Source organism: Bradyrhizobium sp. 17 (genome assembly GCF_023073515.1).
Classification (GTDB): Bacteria; Pseudomonadota; Alphaproteobacteria; order Rhizobiales; family Xanthobacteraceae; genus Bradyrhizobium; species Bradyrhizobium canariense_D.
Genome location: NZ_JADPJQ010000113.1, coordinates 320,644 through 342,175, shown reverse-complemented (window position 1 = coordinate 342,175; position 21,532 = coordinate 320,644). Strand labels below are relative to the sequence as shown.

The 21,532-nt window shown below is 63.4% G+C and carries 16 protein-coding genes; 6 read left to right on the top strand and 10 right to left on the bottom strand.

What is annotated here, in order from left to right; translation table 11 throughout:
- Positions 1–14: 14 nt before the first annotated feature.
- The 7 genes from IVB13_RS24220 to IVB13_RS24190 form a co-directional block, all read right to left on the bottom strand.
- Positions 15–1,523 (bottom strand): tripartite tricarboxylate transporter permease, encoded by a 1,509-nt coding sequence (locus IVB13_RS24220; protein WP_018455927.1) that lies wholly within the window; start codon positions 1,521–1,523, stop codon positions 15–17.
- Positions 1,524–1,527: 4 nt separating this feature from the next.
- Complete coding sequence (locus tag IVB13_RS24215; protein ID WP_085349786.1) at positions 1,528–2,013, bottom strand: tripartite tricarboxylate transporter TctB family protein; 486 nt, start codon at positions 2,011–2,013, stop codon at positions 1,528–1,530.
- Between the two features lie 154 nt (positions 2,014–2,167).
- Complete coding sequence (locus IVB13_RS24210) at positions 2,168–3,145, bottom strand: tripartite tricarboxylate transporter substrate binding protein (RefSeq protein WP_018455928.1); 978 nt, start codon at positions 3,143–3,145, stop codon at positions 2,168–2,170.
- 192 nt (positions 3,146–3,337) lie between these two features.
- Positions 3,338–6,205, bottom strand: coding sequence for a PAS-domain containing protein (locus IVB13_RS24205; RefSeq protein WP_247490754.1), 2,868 nt, complete (start codon positions 6,203–6,205; stop codon positions 3,338–3,340).
- Positions 6,206–6,431: 226 nt separating this feature from the next.
- On the bottom strand, positions 6,432–7,307 hold the full coding sequence (locus IVB13_RS24200; protein ID WP_026233056.1) for a hypothetical protein: 876 nt from the start codon (positions 7,305–7,307) through the stop codon (positions 6,432–6,434).
- A gap of 37 nt (positions 7,308–7,344) precedes the next feature.
- Positions 7,345–8,325 (bottom strand): amino acid--[acyl-carrier-protein] ligase, encoded by a 981-nt coding sequence (locus tag IVB13_RS24195; RefSeq protein ID WP_018455931.1) that lies wholly within the window; start codon positions 8,323–8,325, stop codon positions 7,345–7,347.
- Positions 8,326–8,389: 64 nt separating this feature from the next.
- Complete coding sequence (locus tag IVB13_RS24190; protein WP_026233057.1) at positions 8,390–9,607, bottom strand: acyl-CoA dehydrogenase family protein; 1,218 nt, start codon at positions 9,605–9,607, stop codon at positions 8,390–8,392.
- A gap of 356 nt (positions 9,608–9,963) precedes the next feature.
- Between IVB13_RS24190 and IVB13_RS24185 the strand changes: the two genes are divergently transcribed.
- The 3 genes from IVB13_RS24185 to mtnA all read left to right on the top strand — a co-directional run bounded on the left by IVB13_RS24185 (position 9,964) and on the right by mtnA (position 12,364).
- Entirely contained in the window at positions 9,964–10,236 is a 273-nt protein-coding gene (locus tag IVB13_RS24185) for a phosphopantetheine-binding protein (RefSeq protein WP_018455933.1), read from the top strand.
- Positions 10,237–10,360: 124 nt separating this feature from the next.
- Entirely contained in the window at positions 10,361–11,236 is an 876-nt protein-coding gene (locus tag IVB13_RS24180; RefSeq protein WP_018455934.1) for an S-methyl-5'-thioadenosine phosphorylase, read from the top strand.
- An 18-nt stretch (positions 11,237–11,254) separates the two neighbouring features.
- Complete coding sequence (mtnA, locus tag IVB13_RS24175; protein ID WP_018455935.1) at positions 11,255–12,364, top strand: S-methyl-5-thioribose-1-phosphate isomerase; 1,110 nt, start codon at positions 11,255–11,257, stop codon at positions 12,362–12,364.
- Positions 12,365–12,405: 41 nt separating this feature from the next.
- On the opposite strand, the gene IVB13_RS24170 is transcribed toward mtnA, so the two are convergent.
- The gene (locus IVB13_RS24170) at positions 12,406–13,041 is read right to left on the bottom strand and encodes an HAD-IA family hydrolase (protein WP_018455936.1); all 636 of its coding nucleotides are present in this window, start codon (positions 13,039–13,041) and stop codon (positions 12,406–12,408) included.
- A 111-nt stretch (positions 13,042–13,152) separates the two neighbouring features.
- On the opposite strand from IVB13_RS24170, the gene IVB13_RS24165 reads away from it, so the two are divergent.
- A complete protein-coding gene (locus IVB13_RS24165; RefSeq protein ID WP_018455937.1) occupies positions 13,153–13,911 on the top strand; it encodes a trypsin-like serine protease in 759 nt (252 codons plus the stop codon).
- Positions 13,912–14,036: 125 nt separating this feature from the next.
- The gene (locus tag IVB13_RS24160; protein ID WP_247490752.1) at positions 14,037–15,539 is read left to right on the top strand and encodes an NAD(P)/FAD-dependent oxidoreductase; all 1,503 of its coding nucleotides are present in this window, start codon (positions 14,037–14,039) and stop codon (positions 15,537–15,539) included.
- A gap of 213 nt (positions 15,540–15,752) precedes the next feature.
- Here IVB13_RS24160 and IVB13_RS24155 read toward each other — a convergent pair whose 3' ends face one another.
- Positions 15,753–16,682, bottom strand: a complete 930-nt coding sequence (locus IVB13_RS24155; protein WP_007598081.1) for a response regulator — start codon at positions 16,680–16,682, stop codon at positions 15,753–15,755.
- The gene (locus IVB13_RS24150) at positions 16,666–20,037 is read right to left on the bottom strand and encodes an ATP-binding protein (RefSeq protein WP_018455940.1); all 3,372 of its coding nucleotides are present in this window, start codon (positions 20,035–20,037) and stop codon (positions 16,666–16,668) included. The genes IVB13_RS24155 and IVB13_RS24150 overlap by 17 nt, the downstream gene beginning before the upstream one ends.
- Positions 20,038–20,212: 175 nt before the next feature.
- On the opposite strand from IVB13_RS24150, the gene urtA reads away from it, so the two are divergent.
- Positions 20,213–21,472, top strand: coding sequence for an urea ABC transporter substrate-binding protein (urtA, locus tag IVB13_RS24145; protein WP_018455941.1), 1,260 nt, complete (start codon positions 20,213–20,215; stop codon positions 21,470–21,472).
- Positions 21,473–21,532 lie beyond the last annotated feature (60 nt).

Sequence of the window (21,532 nt, the reverse complement as noted above, 5' to 3'; positions counted from 1 at the left end):
CACCTGCCAATCCCTCACGCGCCCTCATCCAGCGCCACGAGCTCGCGCTTCTTACGCAGCGCGGGTAATAGCGGCGCCATCAGCAGCACCAGCGCGAGCGCAAGACACGCTGCCGAGATCGGCCGCTGCACGAAGGTCCAGAGGTCGCCCTGCGACAGGATCAGCGACTTGCGCAGATTGTTCTCCATCATCGGTCCCAGCACGAACGCCAGCACCAGCGGCGCGGGCTCGAAGCCGAGCTTGCGCATGAAATAGCCGATGATCCCGAACGCGATCATCACGTAGACGTCGAACACATTGTTGCTCGAGCAGTAAACGCCCAGGATCGTGAACAGGATAATCAGCGGGAACAGGATGTTGTAGGGCAACTTGAGCAGCTGCACCCACATGCCGATCAGCGGCAGATTGAGGATCAGCAGCATGACGTTGCCGATATACATGCTGGCGACGATGCCCCAGAACAGGCCGGGGTTTTGCGTGATCAGTAGCGGCCCCGGTTGCAGGCCGTGGATGACGAAGGCGCCGAGCAGCAGTGCCATCACCACATTCGGCGGGATGCCCAAGGTCATCAGCGGAATGAACGCGCCGCCGGCCGCCGCGTTGTTGGCGGATTCGGGACCCGCTACGCCCTCGATTGCGCCATGGCCGAAGCGCTCCGGCGTCTTCGACAGCCGCTTCTCCAGCGCATAGGACGCGAACGAGGCCACCACCGCGCCGCCGCCCGGGAGAATGCCGAGCAGCAAGCCAAGTAACGTGCCGCGCGCCACCGGGCCGGCGCTCGCCTGCCAATCGGCCTTGTTGGGCAGCAGCTGCGTGATTTTGGCGTTGATGATGTCGCGTTTGATCACCTGCTCGGTATTGAGCAGCACCTCGGCGACGCCGAACAGGCCCATCACGACGGGGACCAGTCCTATGCCGTCGATCAGCTCCATGCGGCCGAATGTCAGCCGCGGCTGCGCGGTGATGCTGTCGAGCCCGATCAGTCCGAGCACGACGCCGATACATGCCATCAGAAGCGCTTTCGGCATCGATCCCTGCGTGAGGAAGGTGAGCACGACGAGGCCGAGCACCATCAGGCTGAAATATTCGGCAGGGCCGAACGCGATGGCGATGTTGGCGAGCCGAGGCGCCACCAGCATCAGTGCAACGAGTGAAAATGTGCCGGCGATGAACGAGCCGAAGGCTGAGATGCCCAGCGCGGGGCCGGCACGACCCTGCTTCGCCATCTGGTGGCCGTCAATACAGGTCACGACGGAAGCCGCCTCGCCGGGAATGTTGACCAGGATTGAGGTCGTCGAGCCGCCATACATCGAGCCGTAATAGATTCCCGCCATCATGATGATGCCGGATTCCGGCGTTCCTGACAGTGTCACCGGAAGCAACAGAGACATCGCCGAGATCGGCCCGATGCCCGGCAGCACGCCGACCAGCGTGCCGATGAAGACGCCGATGAAGCAGTAGAGCAGGTTGATCGGCAGGAGAGCGACGCCAAACCCATGCGCGACGTTGAGAAGCGTATCCATGCGATCAGCCGATCCCGAATAGGCCGGAGGGTAACTGGATCAGCAGCAGTCGCTTGAGCATCCACCACATGCCGAGCGGTGCCAGAGCGGCGATCGGCATCGCCAATGTCCACCGCAAGGGATCGATCAAGCGCAACAAAAGCAGCATGAGCGGGATCGATGACAGCAGGAATCCCAGCGGCTCAAGGGCAAAGGAAAACGCGGTAAGGCAGACGATGACGAGTAACGGCTTGCTCCAGCTCACGTTCTGCCAGCGCGAAGCCAGCGTTGGTCCGCCCTCGGTGATGGCCGAGATGATAATGCTGGCCGCGAACACGCACATCAGGATGCCCGTGTAGAAAAGCACGTAGCCGGAGCCAGGGTCGTTGATGGTGCCGAGCTTGAGCTTTAAGCCTTGCCAGATCACGAAGCCGCCGAGTGCGAGCCCGATCAACCCACCCCAGAGTTCGGAGTTGTTGAGGCGGAGTTTGACGGTGGTTTGGTCGTTCATCAATACCTCTCGGCCGTGCCGGGACGCTATGCGGCGCGAAGCGGTGCGCTGCAGATCCGGGATCGATAGATGCGTGGCAAAGGTAGATCCCGGCTCTGTGGTGCAGCGCTGGAGAAGCGCTGCACCACGCCCGGAACACGAAAGTGGCTCAATACTACTTCTTCGCAAGCCCGAGCGTATCGATCACCTTGCGCTCCGATTCCGTAACCTCGACGACGAACTTCTTGTAGTCCTCGGTATTCTTGTAGCTCGGCACCATGTCGTATTTGGCGAGCGTGGCAATCACTGCGGGATCCTCGACTGCCTTCTTGAAGGCGTCGTGCAGCTTGGCGACGATCTTGGGATCCATGCCCTTGGGGCCGGCGATGCCGAACGGGGAATCATAGACCATGGGATAGCCGAGTTCCTTCAGCGTCGGCACGTCAGGATAGTTCGGTGATCGCGCGCCGGTCCACACCATGAGAAGCTTCAGCTTTCCGGCGTCGACCAAGGGTCGCCAACCTGTGGAGTCGGCCTGCAGCATGGTGTGCTGGCCGAGTACCGCGGCGTTGGTCTCTGCCCCGCCCTTGAACGGCACCTGCGTGAGCTTGATGCCGGACATCGCGGCGATCTGCTCCATGCCGATATGAAGCGAGGTGCCGGTGCCGGGCGTCGCGTAGGTCACCTTGCCCGGATTTGCCTTCGCGAACTCGACCACGTCTTTCCAGGACTTGAATTGCGACTCCGCGCTGGTGGTTACGCCAAAGGTGTAGCCGGTGAGATGTATGATGTAGGTAAAATCCTTTGCCGGATCCCACGAGACCTCCTGCATCAGGGGCAGGCGGAAGACGGTGATCGGAAGCTGTGAGATGGTGTAGCCGTCCGGCTTCGCAGCCGCGGCCATGGTGGCTGGTCCAACCGTGCCGCCGCCACCGGCTTTGTTGTCGATCACGATGGGCTGCCCCAGGACCTTGGACGCGCTGTCGGCGATCGCGCGCATCGAGATGTCGGTCGATCCGCCGGCCGGCCATGGAACGATCAGCGTTACCGGTTTGATGGGATAATCCTGTGCACCCGCGGCGGTTGCGAGCAGCGCGCTCACGACGGCATGCATGGCGGCAATGGCAAAGGTCTTCAGCCCGTATCGAGACATCGAAACTCCTCCCTCGCGGTGGCCTCGTTCGGGCCGCCGTTTCTCATTGTTATGACGGGATTGTCCCCGAAATCATGGGAGAAGAAAAGCGCATTGCGCGGGCGCGATACGGTGATCTCGCCGAAAAGCGCACGTGCGACAATTGGTCGTTTGGAGGCGTACCGAGATACGGAATTGGCTTCGGCTGAGCCCTTACGCCACGCGGCGGACTGCGCTCAGCGTCTCGATCATGCGTCCGACTTCCGCGGCCGGGCAGGGCTTGCCGAAATAATATCCCTGAACGGCGGTGCAGCCGCATTCGCGAACGAAGTCGAGTTGTTCAATCGTCTCCACGCCTTCCGCCGTGGTCTCGACGCCGAGCACCGAGCCGAGGCTGGCGATGGTGCGGACGATCGCCACACTCTCCGGACTTTCGCCGAGCGTGCCGACAAAGGAGCGGTCGATCTTGATGCGGTCGAACGGAAACTTGCGCAAATAGCTCAGCGAAGAATAACCGACGCCGAAATCGTCGAGGCTGACGCGCACTCCCAACGCGCGGAGCTGGTGCAGGATCTCGATCGTGGCCTCGCTGTCGTCGAGCAGAGCCGTCTCGGTGACCTCGAGCTCGAGCCGATGCGGCGGCAAGCCGGCCTCCGCAAGCGCGCTCGTCACCATCGTCACCAGCCCGCGCGAGCGGAATTGCACCGGGGACAGGTTCACCGCGACCGTGAGATCGGGCCAGGTCGCGGCGGTCGCGCAGGCTGTGCGCAGCACCCACTCTCCGATCGGAACGATCAGCCCGTTCTCTTCCGCAATCGGAATGAATTCGGCCGGCGGGACGAGGCCGCGCGAGGGATGTTTCCAGCGCAGCAGCGCCTCGAAGCCGGTAAGTTCGGTGGTGTCGAGCCGCACCTGCGGTTGGAACGCCAGGTGGAATTCACGGGCCTCCAGCGCGCCGCGCAGATCGTGCTCGAGCGCGTGCCGGCTGCGCGCCTCTTCCTCCATTTTGGGCTCGAACAGCTGATAGGCGCCGCGCCCCTTGGCCTTGGCCTGGTACAGCGCGAGGTCGGCGCATTTCATCAGCTCGTCGGCATCGAGCCCGTGATCGGGAGCGATTGCGATGCCGACGGAGACGCCGACATGGATCGACTGGTTCTCCAGCGGCGGCGGGTGACCGATGATCTCCACCAGGCGGCGTGCGAGCCTTTCCGCCGATTGCGGCTGCGGTCCGCGCTGGAGAACCGCGAACTCGTCGCCACCGAGCCGCGCGACGGTGTCGTGCTCGCCGACATTCTCCTGCAGCCGCGCCGCGACCCAGCGCAACAGCCGGTCGCCGGCCGCGTGTCCGAGGCGGTCGTTGACGGTCTTGAAATTATCGAGGTCGAAGCACAGCACGGCCATCGCGCCACCTGCGATTGCGACCTGGTTCAGCCCCTCGCCCATCTTCTCGCGGAACAGCGTGCGGTTGGGCAGGTCGGTGAGCGAATCGTGCCGCGCCATATGCGCAACGCGGGCCTGGGCCTTGTGGCGCTCGGTAACGTCCTCATAGGTGACGACCCAGCCGCCATGCTCCATTCGCTTGTGATTGAGCTTGATGATGCGGCCGTCGCCCAAATAGCGGTGCAGTGTGTGCTCGCCCTCGCGCAGCCTCTCGACATAGTCGGCATAGAGCCGCGCGGCGGTGGTGTTTGGATGGATGCCGAGCTCGCAGCTGTGCTCCATGATCTCGCGCATCGACACACCCGGCTTCACCAATTCGGGCGACAGTCCGTACATCTCGATGTAGCGCCGATTGCAGACCATGACGCGCAAGCTCGAATCGAGCATGCACAGGCCCTGGCTCATGTTGTTCAGGGCCGCGTCGAACCGCCGATACTGCTCGCTCAACTGCTCGACTGCGTGCTCGCGCTCGGTGATGTCCTCGTAGGTGGCCACAAAACCACCCTCGGCCAGGGCGCAATAGCGCACCGAGATCGTGGTGCCGTTCGACATCCGTCGGCGTATCGGCGAGGAGTTGCGGTCGGCGATCCTTGCGCTGGCGGCCTCCAGGAGGTGTCGCGGGCTATACTCGGAAGAGAACGCGCCGTTTGCCATCGAGCGTTCGATCAGTTCGCCGAGATGCGTGCCCGGCTTGGCTTCCTCCGGCGAGAGCCGATAGATCTTCCGGTAGGTGGTGTTGCAGACGCGCAGGCGCATCTCGCTGTCGTAGAAGGCGAGTCCGTGCGCCATGTTCTCCAACGCCGCATCGAGCATGAAGTTCTGGTGCCTCAGCATCTCCTCGTATTGCAGCCGCTCGGTGACGTCTTCGTGCACCGTCACCCAGCCGCCGTCGGGCAGAAAACGGGAAACCACCTGCACCATCCTTCCGTCATAGCGCATCACCAGCAGGGTTTTCTCCTTCCTGGTGCGCACGTCCTCCAGCCTGGTGTCGTGGAATTCCTCGCCCGGCATGCCCGGCAGGTTGCCGCGCGACATCCAATGCTCGATGACCGTACAATGCGAGACGCCCGGCTTCACGATTTCCGGGTCGAGGTTATAGAGATTCAGGAAACGTTCGTTGCAGACGACGACGCGGCTGTCGGCATCGTACATGATCAAGCCGTGCGCCATGTTGGCGAGCGCGTGCTGGCTGCGCTCGGTCTGCACGCGCAGCTCCGCCTCGAGCCGGGCGAGGCGGCTGACGTCGTCGCAGATCGTCATCCAGCCGCCGCCGGGAAGCGGCTTCAGCTCGAGCGCCATGACGAGGCCGCTCGCGAGTGTCTGTTGAGTCCGGAACGGCTGGCCGGCTGCGATCCGCGCCAGGCGCGCGGCATAGAGTGCGTCGACTTCCCCCGCGGGGATGTTGCCGAGGGCCACACTGTGGGCGAGCACGTCGCGGTAGCTCGTGCCGACCCGCACGATTTCGGCCGACATGTTGAACAGGCTGAGATAGCGCTGATTGACCAGCACGATCCGGTTGCCGGCATCGTAGACGCAGACACCCTGTTCCATGTGGTCGAGTGCAAGCTGGCTCAGCCCGACCAGGGCCTTCGGGCCCTGCTCGCGGCGTGCATCAAGCTCGTTGTCGCGGATCGACGTCATGGGGCGGCGGGGTCTCGGCGGGCAATAGACTTAACGCAGGGCAATTCAGCCGCCGAGGCTAGCGAACAGGCGGGAAAATTCCCTTAAGCGCCGTAGTTTACGGAGGGTGACCGTGATGCAGAGATGCTGCCAATGTGGAGGGGGGTGCAAGGTAGCGTCGCGCCGGTCGGCCTGCGCAATTGCGCCTTAGGCCCGGATGGACATCGAATGTCTGGTCCAAACGGGCCTACGGCCCGTACAGCACGAGTTCCGTATCCGTGAGATCGGCGAGCTGCGGCCGGTGCGGGCCCTTGAAATATTTGCGGCCGCGACGCTCGGTGTAGATGCCGACGAGGCCGGGAACGGAGCCGTTGGAATCGACGGCGACCGCGATCTTGCCGAGCCGCAGCAGCAGCCGGCCGATGCGGCCCGCGCATTCGGTGTACTCGGCCGCGTTGCGGCAGTAGATCAGCTTCATCGCGGGCGGCGCAATGATGCCACGGCGGATGCGCACCGGTTGCAGGATGAAGGGGAACGCTCCCTTCGGCGTGCGGCAGACGAGGCTGAGGCAATTGTAGCGCGCATGCCGCGTCAAGAGCTCGGTCTCGGCATCGGAAAGCCCGTCGATCGTTTTGGCGTGCTGCGAGATGACCTCGATCTTGCTCCAGCGTGGGACGCGCGCCAGCGCAGGCACGGAGAAGAATATACCCCTGCAATAGGCGCGAAAGCCCTGCGTCTCGATAATCGGCCAGGTCCACGGCGCCGGGCTGATGTTGAGATAGGTGACGTCCTTGTGCCGCTGCGCGATCTTGGTCAGGAGCGGGGCGTAGTTGCGGTAGGCCGGATCGACGTACCAGCTCGACAAATTGCACTGGATGGCGGTCTCATCGCCGTCCCTCCGCGCCGTGTAGATCAGCAGCAGCACGCCGACCGGCGTGCCGTCATTGTCGAGCATGTAGCCGAAGCGCGGGTAGCCATCCGGTACCGGTCGGAAGGCTTGCCGGCGCAGGCCTTGGATCCAATAGCCGCGCGAGCGCCCGACGAAGCCGCGCGTCAGCAAGTCCGCGACCGCATCGACGTCGGACTCGGTGATCTCGCGGCATCGGACCTTGGTGTGGATCACGCTCGTCTTTCCCGTGGAAATGACCGGCCTCGTTCCGTTAGCGCCAGCCTTCGCCGTGGGCATCGGCCGCGATCTGCGGCTGCAGGCCCATGATCTCCCGCACCTTGGCGGGCCAGGCGGAAGGGTCGGTGCCGTGGGTGTGGAACATGGCGACCGCCAGCCGGTCCATGCCGAAAGCGACGCAGCCGGTGTGGGCCGGCTCGCCATTGGCGTCCTTGATGTCCCACGTCGTGCCGAAATGCTCGCGGTGATAATTGAAGCTCATGCAGGCGGTCGGCTGCTCTTCCGAGCGCAGCGGGATCAGCAGTTCGAACTTGAGCTGCTGCTGCTTCTGGCTCACGGCCTTCATCTGACCGACGCGGCCGAAGAACGGATCGCTGGCATAGTCGACGCGGAAGGTGAGACCGAGATCGGTCGCAATCGCCTGCGCGCGCACCATCCAGCGCTCGCGGAAATCGGCCACGTCATCGGGGCTTCCGATGCAGACATATTCCCGCATCCGGAACGATTGCAGCCGGTCGAGATGTTTTGACGGTTCACGGCGGAAGCAGTCGGCGGCGACGTCGAAGCGCAGGCCACCCTTCGGCAACTGGCCGCGGCTCGCCGCGATCGGATAGACGGGATAGCAGGCCGCCGGCGACAGCACGAGGTCTGCCGGCGAGAGCGAGCTGGTCCAGTCACCGCCGGCGTCGAAGCGGCTTACCGCGGCGTTGATCTCGCGCTCGGTGCCGTGCAGGCTGCAGACGCAGCCGAGCAGGTTCGGAAAGCTCTTCAGGTAGCCGGACTTCTCAAGCTGAGATCGGCTCATCACCGGCGGGAAGCGCATCACCTCAGTGCCGGCCTCGCGATGGCTCGTGATCAGCGCGGCGAGCCGCTCGACGATGCCCTCATAAAGCGCGGTGCGGGCGTAGACGCCGTCCGAGCCCATCGGATGAAAGAGCTTATCGGCGAGATGATCGAGCGGATCCGCGATCTGCGGCGCGGTCTCAGGCGAGTTGGGGAGAACAGCAATGTTCATTGTCGGCTTCCTGCTATCTGAAATTATTCTTATTGAACGAAGGCACGTCGGTCTCGAAAGCTCGTCAGTCCCGAAGGCTTGTCGGCACGCCGCTCATCAGGGTCGATGTTGCGGCATTGGCCAGAATGCGGTCGTTGTTGATCATGATCGGCGACGACAGCACGTCGCGCAGGTGGCGGCCCATCGTGAACTCGCCGTCATTGCGGTAGCCGGAAAGGCCTGCGGTGCGCATCGCATGCATCACGGTCTCGACCGCGAGCTCCGAGGCCTGCACCTTCAGAAGCGTGATCGAAGACTGGAAGTCGAGCGAGCCGAGCGCGCGTTCATCGTGCTCGGCGAGAGCAAAGGCGTCGATATTGGCCGATATCAGCGCCCGCAGCTTGGCCAGCGACATCTTGGCGGCGGTGAAATGTGCGGCTGCCGGAGGCATCTGTCCGCCCGAGGTGCGGGCCGCCTTGCGGACGAAGGCCTGCGCACGGGTAACGGCGGCTGCAGCGATACCAGCCCAGGCCGAGGACCAGCACAGATGCGCGAACGGCGTCATGGTCTGGGCGTGGATCTTGTCGTAGGATTCCGGGAAGACGCGGTCGGTGGGGCAGTCGACCTTCAGCTCGAAACCGGTCGAGCAGGTGCCGCGCATGCCGAGCGTTTCCCAGCCCAGCGTCCGCTTCAGCGAATAATCGTCCCTGGCGAGCGCCAACAGCACCTGGTCGGACGCAGAAGCGTCTGTGGCGCGGCGGGCGATGGTCACGAGGCCGTCGGCCTCGGCACCGTAGGAGATCACGGTGGCGTCGCGCAGCAGCGAGACAGTGTCGCCGGCGACGTCGACGGCGGCGGCGCTAGCGCGGATGTTGCCGCCGTTCTGACCTTCGGTGGTGGAGGAGGCGAGCAGCCACTGGTCGCGTGCGACCCGGCGCATCATGGTTTCCATCCAGGGGATGCCGTGGCCGTGCCTGACGACGCAGGCGACCTTCGTGGTGTGCATGGCGTAGATCATCGCCGTGGAGGCGCAGGCGCGTCCGAGCGTGTAGCAGACGTCGGTGGCGTCGTGGATCGAGGCACCGAAGCCGCCGAACTCGGCCGGGATCATGACGCCGAGCAGCTTCTGCTCACGCGCAACCTCGAAAGCCTTGTGGGGGAAGCGGGCATCGCGATCGACCCCGTCTGCGTCGGCAGCCGCCACGGTGGCGGTGCGGGCGGCGCGCTCAATGAGAGAGGGACCATGCTCGAGAAAGCTCGTCTGCGTCTCGTCGACAGTGAGGACTGCTTCACGCACGTTCATATCGTCCGCCTCCGGTTTGCCGTTCAGGATCGCCGGCATCATTCGCGATGCCGCTTGAGCGATTCCTTCGACCATCTTTGCTTATGAGATGAGGCTACGGATTTAATTCAAATTCGTCGATGAAATAGAGGGTAAACAAAGCCCAATTCCGAACGAACAGTTAAGTTCGGGTTGTTTGCCTCGTCCGGATTTCCGCGATCGCGTTAGGGATCTGTAAGAAGCCGGAAATCCAACAATCTGAGTCATCGTTTACTAAGAAACGCGAAGTAATGGTGGCGTCCATTGCGGGATCGGCCCGCCGTGCCCATCGTAGCCGGCAACCGGTCCGACCTTTGTCGACAGATGGGAATTTACCGATGCAGGCTTTCGATACCGAGTTGCGCAATCGCATCATCAAGCTGGTGAAGGGCATCCTCGCGCAGAACTCGCTCTCCGCTGAGGTCACGCCGCAGGCCAAGCTCGTCGACGTCGGCCTGACCTCGATGGACATGGTCAATCTGATGCTCGGCGTCGAAGCCGAATTCGACTTCACGATTCCCCAGGTCGAGATCACACCGGAGAACTTCCAGTCCGTCGAGACGCTGGAGCGCATGGTCGCGACCCAGCTGCGGTCGGCGGCCGCGGCATAGCCGGGAGTGCTGGCGCGCGTTCTCCTGACGGCACCTCTTGACCCCATCACCCGTTCCAAAACCGACGTAAAACTGGCATAGCTTCTCCACGGAATCGCGATGGCGCGAACGGGGTGGAGCAGGCATGACGCAGGCGGTATTGGGCATCATCGGCGGCTCCGGCATCTACGATCTGCCGGGGCTGGAGGACGCTCGCGAAGAGGTGATCAGGAGTCCCTGGGGTGAACCGTCGGCACCCCTGCGGCGCGGCTCGATTGCCGGCCTGCCGATCGTGTTCCTGCCGCGCCACGACAAGGGCCACCGGCTGTCGCCCTCCGACATCAATTATCGCGCCAATATCGACGTCCTCAAGCGCGCAGGGGTCACAGACCTGATCTCGCTGTCGGCCTGCGGCTCGTTCAGGGAGGAACTGCCGCCGGGAACCTTCGTTCTCGTCGACCAGTTCGTCGATCGTACCCACAAACGCGAGAGCTCGTTCTTCGGGAGGGGATGCGTCGCGCATGTGTCGATGGCGCACCCGGTCTCGCCGCGGCTGCGCATCCACCTTGCCACGGCGGCCGAAGCCGAGGGCATCGCGTTTGCGCGCGGCGGCACCTATGTCTGCATGGAGGGACCGCAATTCTCGACCTATGCGGAAAGCATGACCTACAAGACGCTTGGCTATTCCGTAATCGGCATGACCAACATGCCCGAGGCGAAACTCGCGCGTGAGGCGGAGCTTTGCTACGCCACCGTCGCGATGGTGACGGATTTCGATTGCTGGCATCCTGATCACGACGCCGTCACCGTGCAGGACATCATCCGCGTTCTGAGCTCGAACGCCGACAAGGCAAAAGCGCTGGTGGCGCGGCTGGCGAAAGACTTCCCGCGCGAGCATGAGCCGTGCCCGATCGGCTCGGACCGCGCGCTCGATACCGCGCTGATCACCGCGCCCGAGGCGCGCGATCCCGAGCTCTTGAAGAAGCTCGACGCGGTGGCCGGGCGCATCCTGCGAACGTGATACGAAAGGCAGAATCCCATGAAGGTCGACGGCAAGCATTTCCGCAGCATCTGGCGTGAGCGCGACGGCTGGTCGGTCGGAGCGATCGACCAGCGCCGGCTGCCGCATGAGTTCATCGTTGCGAAGCTGACCTCATGCGAGGACGCGGCCCTCGCCATCCGCGACATGCTGGTGCGCGGTGCGCCACTGATCGGCGCGACCGCAGCTTACGGCATGGCGCTGGCGATGCGCGAGGACGCTTCCGACGCCGGCCTGAAGCGCGCCTACGACACGCTCGTGGTGGCGCGGCCGACCGCGATCAATCTGAAATGGGCCCTGGACGAGATGCGCGCGAGCCTCGCGCCGATCGATGCACTGGAGCGCGCGGAGGCCGCCTATGCGCGCGCCGACGAGATCGTCGAGCAGGACGTCGAGATCAACCGCGGCATCGCCGGCAACGGCCTGAAACTCATCGAGGCGATCGTCGCAAGGAAGAAGCCGGGCGAGACCGTCAATGTGCTGACCCATTGCAATGCCGGCTGGCTTGCGACCGTCGACTGGGGCACGGCGACGGCGCCGATCTATCTGGCGCACGAGCGCGGCATCAAGATCCACGTCTGGGTCGACGAGACGCGGCCGCGCAACCAGGGCGCCTCGCTCACGGCCTGGGAGCTTGGCCATCACGGCGTGGCGCATACGGTGATTCCGGACAACACCGGCGGGCATCTGATGCAGCACGGCATGGTCGATCTCGCCATCGTCGGCACCGATCGCGTTGCCGCCAATGGCGATGTCTGCAACAAGATCGGCACATATTTGAAGGCGCTCGCCGCTCACGACAATAATGTGCCGTTCTATGTCGCGCTGCCGTCGCCGACGATCGATTTCGCCGTTGATGACGGCATCCGCGACATCCCGATCGAGCAGCGCAGCGGCACGGAAGTCACCGACATGACCGGCCGCACCGCGGACGGAAGGCTTGAGACCGTGCGCATCGTGCCGGAGGGCTCGCCGGTCGCGAACTATGCCTTCGACGTGACCCCGGCACGGCTCATCACCGGCCTCATCACCGAGCGCGGCGTGCTGAAGCCCGATCGCGCCTCACTTGCCGCGGCGTTTCCGGAGCGGATCGCAGCTGCGGCGGAGTAGTTCTGGCTCGGCGATAGCTCGCAATGACGGAGAATGACGCTCTAGCTCAGCTTCAATCCCGTCGCGGCCTCGAGCCCGGCGATCGCCTGGGCGCCGCTGGTGACCTTGATCGTCGTCATGCCCATCTCGCGTGCCGGCTTCAGATTGACGCCGAGATCGTCGAGATAGACGCAATTCTTCGGATCGACCTTCAGCGTTTCGACCATCAGCTGATAGATGCGCGGGTCGGGCTTGCGCAGGCCGATTTTGGCGGACTCGATGACATGGTCGAACAGCACCATCACCTCGGCGACATAGAGTGAGCGCCCGGTCATGCTGCCGATCGCATTGGCCGGCAGATTGTTGGTAATGCAGCCGGTCTTGAATTGCGCCTTGATGCGCTTCAACGCTTCGACCATCTCGGGGCGCAGATCGCCCTGAAGCAGCGGCAGCACGTCGCGGCCGCGCACCTCCGCGCCGAGCGCCAGCGATTCCGTCGCGAACAGTCTGTCGAACGTGTCGATATCGACCTCGGCGCGCTCGAACTTGGCCCAGGCATTTTCCAGATGATTGGCGGCATTGGTGCGCCGGATGATGTCGATGGGCAGGCCACGCTCTGTCTCGAACCGCGTGAACGCTTCAAACGGCGAACTCGTCAGCACGCCACCAAAATCAAAGATCACAGCCTCGATCGTCAAGATCCCGCCCTCGTCAATTCCTTTCCAAGAGCGCTAGCATGCGCTATCGGCAAGGGCCAGTCCGAAGCCATCCTAATGCTGTCACCGACGCCAACACCAAAGCGTGTTCCCATGAAGAAGCTCGTAACCCTCATTGCGATCGCGCTGCCGCTCGCCACGCCCGCTTATGCCATCGTTGGTGGCGGCACGCCCCAGGCCGATGGCGTCGCGCGCGCCGTCGTCACGATCGTCGGCTCGCGCGGCAATTTCTGTACCGGCACCCTCGTTGCGCCAAAGCTGGTGCTTACCGTCGCCCACTGCGTGCAACCCGGCGCGGACTACAAGATCGTCGATCGCGGCACCGACGGGCAGCCGCAACTGCTGAATGTCCGCACCGTCGCGATCCATCCGAATTTCAACATGCAGGCAATGCAAGCGCATCGCGCTACCGCCGACGTGGCGCTGCTGCAGCTGGAAATTCCACTCAAGGGAAAATCGACGGTGCCCGTCGGCGCGCCGAATATTCCGATCCAAGTCGGCAGCCGCTTCGTCGTCGCCGGTATCGGCGTCACCGTGCGTGGCGAGGGCAAGAGTGGCGGCGCGACGCGTGTTGCCGGCCTCGTCGCGACGGGTCAGCCCGGCACGCTCCAGATCCGGCTGGTCGACCCCGTAACCAACGGTGTTCGCGACGGAATTGGCGCCTGCACCGGCGATTCCGGCGGTCCCGTGTTCGAGGACAAGCCGACCGGATCCGTGCTCGTCGGCGTCATCAGCTGGTCCACGGGGCCGAACGGAGCCGCCGGCTGCGGCGGGCTGACCGGTGTTACGCCGCTCACGCTCTATCGCGACTGGATCTTGCAGACCGCGCGGAGCTGGGGTGCGGCGCTGTGATTTGACCGCGACCCGATCTATGTCATCTTGAAGCGGAAGCGCGATGGGCGACCATGTCCGTCGCGGAGGAAACGCGCCGCCCAACCAAGGGCGGCCACAAAAACAAGCAAGGCATAGAAGCAACAATGAATGTCGCTGTTCGCAGTCACGCCACGGCCAAACAGGCTTCTGAACATTTCGACGTGCTGATCGTCGGCGCCGGCATCTCGGGCATCGGCAGCGCCTATCACATGACCAAGCAGCTTCCGGGTGCGAGCTTCGTCATCCTGGAAACGCAGGCGACGTTCGGCGGCACGTGGACCACGCATCGCTATCCCGGCATCCGCTCCGACAGCGATCTCCACACCTTCGGTTATAGCTTCAAGCCCTGGGTCGGGCCGCCGATCGCGACCGCCGAGGAAATCCTCGCCTACATGAACGAGGTGATCGACGAAAACGATATCGCGCGGCATATCCGCTACAAGCACAAGATCAATTCGGCGAGCTGGTCGAGCGAGCAAAACCTCTGGACTATCGAGGCGGTGACGACCGACACCGGCGAAGCGAAAACATTCACTGCGAACTTCCTCTGGCTGTGCCAGGGCTATTACCGCCATTCGGAAGGCTATACGCCGGAATGGAAAGGTACCGATCGCTTCAAGGGCCGCATCGTTCATCCGCAGACCTGGCCTGATGATATCGACCTCGCGAACAAGAAAGTCGTCGTGATCGGCTCCGGCGCGACGGCGGCGACGCTGGTGCCGAACATTGCCGACAAATGCGCGCATGTCACGATGCTGCAGCGTTCGCCGACCTATTTCCGTCTCGGCCGCAACGCCATCGAGATCGCGGAGGAGCTGCGCCGGCTGCAGGTCGACGAGGCCTGGATCCACGAGATCGTTCGCCGCAAGATCCTGTTCGAGCAGGACGCGTTCACCAAGCTTTGCTTGTCAAAACCCGAGCAGGTGAAAAAGGAGCTGATCGGGCAGATCAGCGCAGTGCTCGGTCCGGAGTACGATGTCGACACGCATTTCACGCCGAGCTACCGGCCGTGGCGGCAGCGCATCGCCTTCGTGCCCGATGCCGATCTGTTCAAGGGCATCGCCAGCGGCAAGGCGTCCGTCGTCACCGACGAGATCGAGTTCTTCGTTGAGAACGGCATCCAGCTCAAATCCGGCAAGCTGCTTGAGGCCGACGTCATCGTCACCGCAACCGGCTTCAATCTCGCGGCGCTCGGCGACATCGCCTTCGAGGTCGACGGCAAGCCGCTCGCTTTCGGCGACACCGTCACCTATCGCGGCATGATGTTCACGGGCGTGCCGAACATGGTCTGGGTCTTCGGCTATTTCCGCGCCAGCTGGACGCTGCGCGTCGATCTCGTCGCTGACTTCGTCTGCCGCCTGCTCGGTCACATGAAGGCCAAAGGCAAGAAGAAGGTCGAGGTCAAGTTACGCGCCGAAGACCACAACATGCCGATCCTGCCCTGGATCGATCCGGAAAACTTCAATCCCGGCTACATGATGCGCAACATGGACCTGCTGCCCAAGCGCGGCGACAAGCCGGAATGGCAGCACAGCCAGGATTACTGGACCGAAAAGGACGAGATCCCGAAGACGAATCTGGATGGCGGGGAGTTTGTGTACGGGTGAGGACTAGGCGCTAACCAAGCATTGCAACGTCGTCCCGGCCTAGTGCGCAATTGCGCACGGGGGCCGGGACCCATACAGCGAGGCCTATCGATTGCGGACGGTGCTAGTCCGAACGACTAGTCTTCGCCAAATCACTCCCTGGGGTTATGGGTCCCGGCCTTCGCCGGGACGACACGGTGTGCTGAGTCACATCCCAACTCACTCGGAGCAAGACTACGAATTCCTTCTTGTCGCATTCGTTGCAATCGCCGCAGCCGCGGTCCGGTTCTCGACTCCAAGCTTGGAGTAGATCTGCTCGAGATGCTTGTCGACCGTGCGCGGGCTCAAGCCCAAAATCTGCGCGATGTCGCGGTTGGTTTTGCCCTTGCTGAGCCAGGCCAGCACCTCGCCTTCGCGGGTAGTGAGGCCGAGCTCGCTGGTGAACTCGGGTGGCGGCGCGGTGCCGGATTCCCTGGAGAGCCGCAGCAGGAACTCGTTCGGTGCGGTCTCGCCCATGTAGTACAGCCGGAGCTGAGGATTGTCGGGCAAGGAAGCCGCCTGAGACTTCGAGCTGCCCTTGCCCTTCGCCTGCTCCAGCCATTGCAGCAATGATACCGGCAGGACGAAATCGTCGTCGGCCTGCGCGCCGTGGTGGTCCGCCAGCAGCTTCTGCGCCTGCGGGGTCGCCCACAACAATTTGCCCTGGCGGTTGACCGCGAACAGGAATCGGCCGGAGACATCGAGCGCGGCGCGTGCGCTTTGCGTCAGCCGCGCATTGCCGAGATGAACGCGGATCCGCGCCAGCATCTCCTCGATCACGATCGGCTTGGTCACGTAGTCGACGCCGCCGGCCTCCAGCCCGCGCACGATGTGCTCGGTCTCGGCGAGCCCCGTCATGAATATCACCGGGACATTGGCAAGGCCCGCATCGCGCTTGAGGCGGCGGCAGGTCTCGAACCCGTCCATGCCCGGCATCACAGCGTCGAGCAGCACGATGTCAGGCGTGATTTGGTCGACGATACGCATCGCGGCCGCGCCATCGAGCGCCACCATCACCGTCATCCCGGCGCTGTCGAGCGCGTCGGTGAGCAGCCGCAGCGTCTCCGGGGAGTCGTCAACAACGAGCGCGACGTCGCGCTTTTTCGACTCAGTGCTCATACGCATGCAACGTCTTCAATGTGGCCATGTACTGGCCGAGATCGAAGCGGTCGATCAGCGACCGCATTTCCGCGACGAAGTCGGCATGTTCAGGGTGCTCACTGCCGATCTCGTCCAGCTTCAACTGGATAGCCTTGACGTAGCCGATCTGACCGAGCCCGATCAGAGCCTCGATGTGTCGTACAGGCGGCCGCGAGCCGCTCTCCGGCCGCCACAGCGGCACCGCGATCTCCTCCGAGCCGTATTGCCATTCGACCTTGAGAAGCTGGCGGATACTTTCCAAAAGCCTGGGAATATCGATCGGCTTCATCAGGTAGCCGTCGTGGAAAGGCTGTGCCAGCGGTGTGCCGTGCGCCTCGAGCGCGCTGGCAGACACCATCAGGATGCGCGCCTGATGGTGGCCGCTGGCGCGCAGCGTCTCCGCCACCGTCCAGCCGTCCATGCCAGGCATGGAGATATCGAGCAGGAACAGATCAGGCCGGCAGTGCTGGGCTAGCGCCAGGCAGCCAGGCCCGTCGGGCGCGCTGAGCAGGATGAAGCCGAGTGGGGTCAACACCTCGCGCAGGAGGTCGCGATGCACGGGATCGTCGTCGGTGATGAGGATGGTCTTGCGCGCGCCGTGATAGCCCGAGATCGGGGCCTCCACCGGCGCAATGCGCTGCGGATTGGTGACTTCGGATAGCAGCATCTTGACCTTGAACGTGCTGCCGCTGCCGACCGTGCTCAAGACCTTGATGTCGCCGCCCATGACGCCGGCGAGCAACCGGCTGATGGTGAGGCCCAGCCCCGTGCCGGTCTGCGGCTGCGAGACACCGAGCGCGCCACGTTCGAAAGGTGCGAAGATGCGTTCGAGATCGTCGCCCTGGATGCCGGGGCCGGTGTCGATCACCTCGAACTCCGCGACCGGGCTGCGATAGTGCACCACGAACTGCACACTGCCGACCTGGGTGAATTTGATCGCGTTGGACAGCAGATTGATCAGCACCTGGCGCAGCCGCTTCTCGTCGGCATAGACCACGACCGGCAAATGCGCCGGCCGCCTGAACACGAAGTCGATGCTCTTGGCCGCGGCCTGAAGGCGGAACATGCCGACGAGCTGGTCGAGGAATTCGGTCAGGCGCACCTCGTCGCGCGACAGGTACAGCCGCCCCGCCTCGATCTTGGAGATGTCCAGAATGCCGTCGATCAGGCCGGAGAGGTGATCGGCGCTGCGGCGGACGACGCGGACCTGGTCGCGCGGCTTGGTGTTGAGCGTGGTGTCCTGCTCCAGGAGTTGGGCATAGCCGCTGATCGCATTCAGCGGCGAGCGCAGCTCGTGGCTCAGGCCCACCACGTAGCGGCTCTTGGCGAGGTTGGCGGATTCTGCGATTTCCTTGGCGCGCTGGAGCTCGGCATCGGTGCGCTTGTGGGCGTCGATCTCCTGAATCAGCAGCGTGGTCTGGCGTCGGGTCTCGGCCTCGGCGGCCCGTCGGCTCTGCTGCGCCAGCACGAACAGCCAGGCCACCACGCCGATGATGATGCTGAGCGAGAAGAACACCTTCCAGAGCACGTTGGAGACGAGCATGTTCTCGCCAGGCACGCTGACCGAGCTCTGGAGGTAAATCAGCCCCAGCACCAGCGCGACGAGGCCCGCGGAGACCACGAACACACCGATGTAGTGGCCGAACTGCGAGTTGATCCGCTGATAGATCGCCTGCGGCAAGATCCTGGCGAGTGCGTCGGCGAACTGCACCTGCGCGCGCGCATGCGGTTTGCACAAATCGTGGCAGCGCGCATCGAGCGAGCAGCATAGCGAGCAGATCGGGCCGGCATAGGCAGGACAGGAGGTCATGTCCTCCGGCTCGAAATGGTGCTCGCAGATGCAGCACTGGATCGATTCGATGTTGGCCCAACTCCTCTTCGGCTTGCGCGCGATGTAATATTTTCCGTCGGTGAGCCAGGCGATGACGGGCGCGGTGACGAAGGCGACCGTCAGCGCGACGAAGGCCGCGAGCGCTTTCATGGTCGAGCCGAACAGGCCGTAGAATGCCGCGATCGAGACGATGGTCGCGATCGTCATCGCGCCGACGCCGACCGGGTTGATGTCGTAGAGATGGGCGCGCTTGAACTCCATCTGCGGCGGGCGCAGGCCGAGGGGCTTGTTGACCACGAGATCAGAGACCAGCGCACCGACCCAGGCGATCGCGACATTGGAGTAGAGCGCGAGCGTCTGCTCCAGCGCCTTGTAGACGCCGATCTCCATCAGCAGCAAGGCCACCATCACGTTGAACACCAGCCAGACGACCCGGCCCGGATGGCTATGAGTGAGACGCGAGAAGAAGTTCGACCAGGCGATCGAGCCTGCATAGGCGTTGGTGACGTTGATCTTGAGCTGCGACAGGATCACGAACGCGCCGGTGAGTGCCAGAGCCATGTCCGGCTGCGACAACACGTAGCGAAACGCCTCGAGATACATGTGCGCAGGCTCGGCCGCCAGCTCGCTGGAGAGGCCGTGGCTCAGCGCGAAGAAGGCGAGAAACGAGCCCAGCAGCAATTTCAGCGCGCCGAAGATGATCCAGCCGGGCCCCGCGATCAGCAGGGCGGCCCACCACGACGTTCGCGAGGTGCGGCGGTCGCGCGGCAGAAACCTGAGGAAGTCGACCTGCTCGCCGATCTGAGCCACCAGCGAAAACACCACGGAGGATGCTACGCCGAACAGCAGTAGATCGAAATGTCCGCTGGGGTCGCCGTGCTCGCCGGCGAATTTGCGCCATTCCGTGAACGAGTAAGGGTTGGCCCAGGCGATCGCCGCGAAGGGCAGGATGTGCAGGATGATCCAGATCGGCTGCGTCCAGAGCTGGAAGCGGCTGATCAGCGTGATGCCGTAGGTGACAAGCGGGATGATCGCGACCGCGCTGATGAGATAGCCGATCGGGCGCGGAATGCCGAAGCACATCTCGAGCGCCGTGGCCAGGATCACCGCTTCGATCGCGAAGAAGATGAAGGTGAAGGAGGCGTAGATCAGCGACGTGACGGTCGAGCCGATATAACCGAAGCCGGCGCCGCGGGTGAGCAGGTCAATGTCGATGCCGCATTTGGCGGCATAATAGGCAATCGGGACGCCGCAGCAGAAGATGATGATGGAGACGACGAGGATCGCGGCGGTGGCGTTGGTAACCCCGTAATTCAGGGTGATGGTGCCGCCGATCGCCTCAAGCGCGAGAAAGGAGATGGCGCCCAGGGCAGTGTTGGCGACGCGGGCAGCGGACCACCGGCGCGCGCTCTTGGCGGTGAAGCGCAGCGCGTAGTCTTCCAGCGTCTGGTTGGCGACCCATTGGTTGTACTGGCGCCTGACGCGATCTATTCGCTGCCGCCCTGCCACTTCAGCCCCCACTCCTACTCCCGAACGCGCCGGACCCCCTCGCAAAATCCGTACCAAAAGCCTACGTCGTCATTTTGCGGTGCAGTATACGCGATCTTGCGTATGCTTGCAGTGCACAAATTCGAGCCATCCTCACGGCACCAATCGCGTGTCCTCGAACAACAGTGGGGTGCTCATGTCAGACGAAGCGAACAAGGGCCTGTTATCGCCGCTCCGGCGCAAATTATTGATGGGAATGGCGGCCGTGCCGGCCATCACCATGCTACCGCGAGCATCTTTTGCGCAGGCCCCAGCGACCTCGGCAGTCAACACCACGGGTCTCGCGGTCACCGACACCGAGGTGACGGTCGGCATCCTGCATTCGGCGACCGGCACCATGGCCATCTCCGAGACCGGCTCGATCGAAGCCGAAAAGCTTGCCATCGAGCAGATCAATGCCATGGGCGGCGTGCTCGGTCGCAAGATCAAGTTCATCCAGGAAGACGGCGCCAGCGACTGGCCGACCTTTGCCGAGAAGGCCAAGAAGCTGCTGGTCAACGACAAGGTCGCGGCGATCATGGGCTGCTGGACCTCGGCGTCCCGCAAGGCCGTGCTGCCCGTCATGGAGCAGTACAACGGCATGCTCTATTACCCGACCTTCTACGAAGGTCTCGAGCAGTCCAAGAACGTGATCTACACAGGTCAGGAAGCCACTCAGCAGATCCTCGCCGGCCTGAACTGGATCGCCAAGGAGAAGGGCGCCAAGTCGTTCTTCTTCATCGGCTCCGACTACATCTGGCCGCGCACCTCGAACAAGATTGCGCGCAAGCATGTCGAGAACGTGCTGAAGGGCAAGGTGGTCGGCGAAGAGTATTATCCGCTCGGCAATACGCAGTTCAATTCGGTCATCAACAAGATCAAGCTGACCAAGCCCGACGTGATCTTCACCGACGTCGTCGGCGGCTCGAACGTCGCGTTCTACAAGCAGCTCAAGGCGGCCGGCATCGACCTCTCCAAGCAGGCGCTGCTCACGATCTCGGTGACCGAAGACGAGATCGACGGCATTGGCGGCGAGAACATCGCGGGCGCCTATGCCTGCATGAAGTACTTCCAGTCGCTCGACAATCCGAACAACAAGACCTTCGTTCCTGCGTTCAAGAAGATGTGGGGCGAGAAGACCGTGATCGGAGACGTCACCCAGGCTGCCTATCTCGGACCGTGGTTGTGGAAGTTGACGGTGGAGAAGGCGGGCTCCTTCGACATCGACAAGATCGCCGCGGCGTCGCCGGGCATCGAGTTCAAGGGCGCTCCGGAAGGCTATGTGCGCATCCACGAAAATCATCACCTCTGGTCGAAGACCCGGGTGGGACGCGCCAAGCTCGATGGCCAGTTCGAACTGATCTACGAGACCGCCGATCTGGTCGAGCCGGATCCGTTCCCCAAGGGCTACCAGTAAGACGAGATCTATCAGTTAGTCACGGCGTTCGTCGCCGTTTCCCTCTCAGGCAAAACCTCT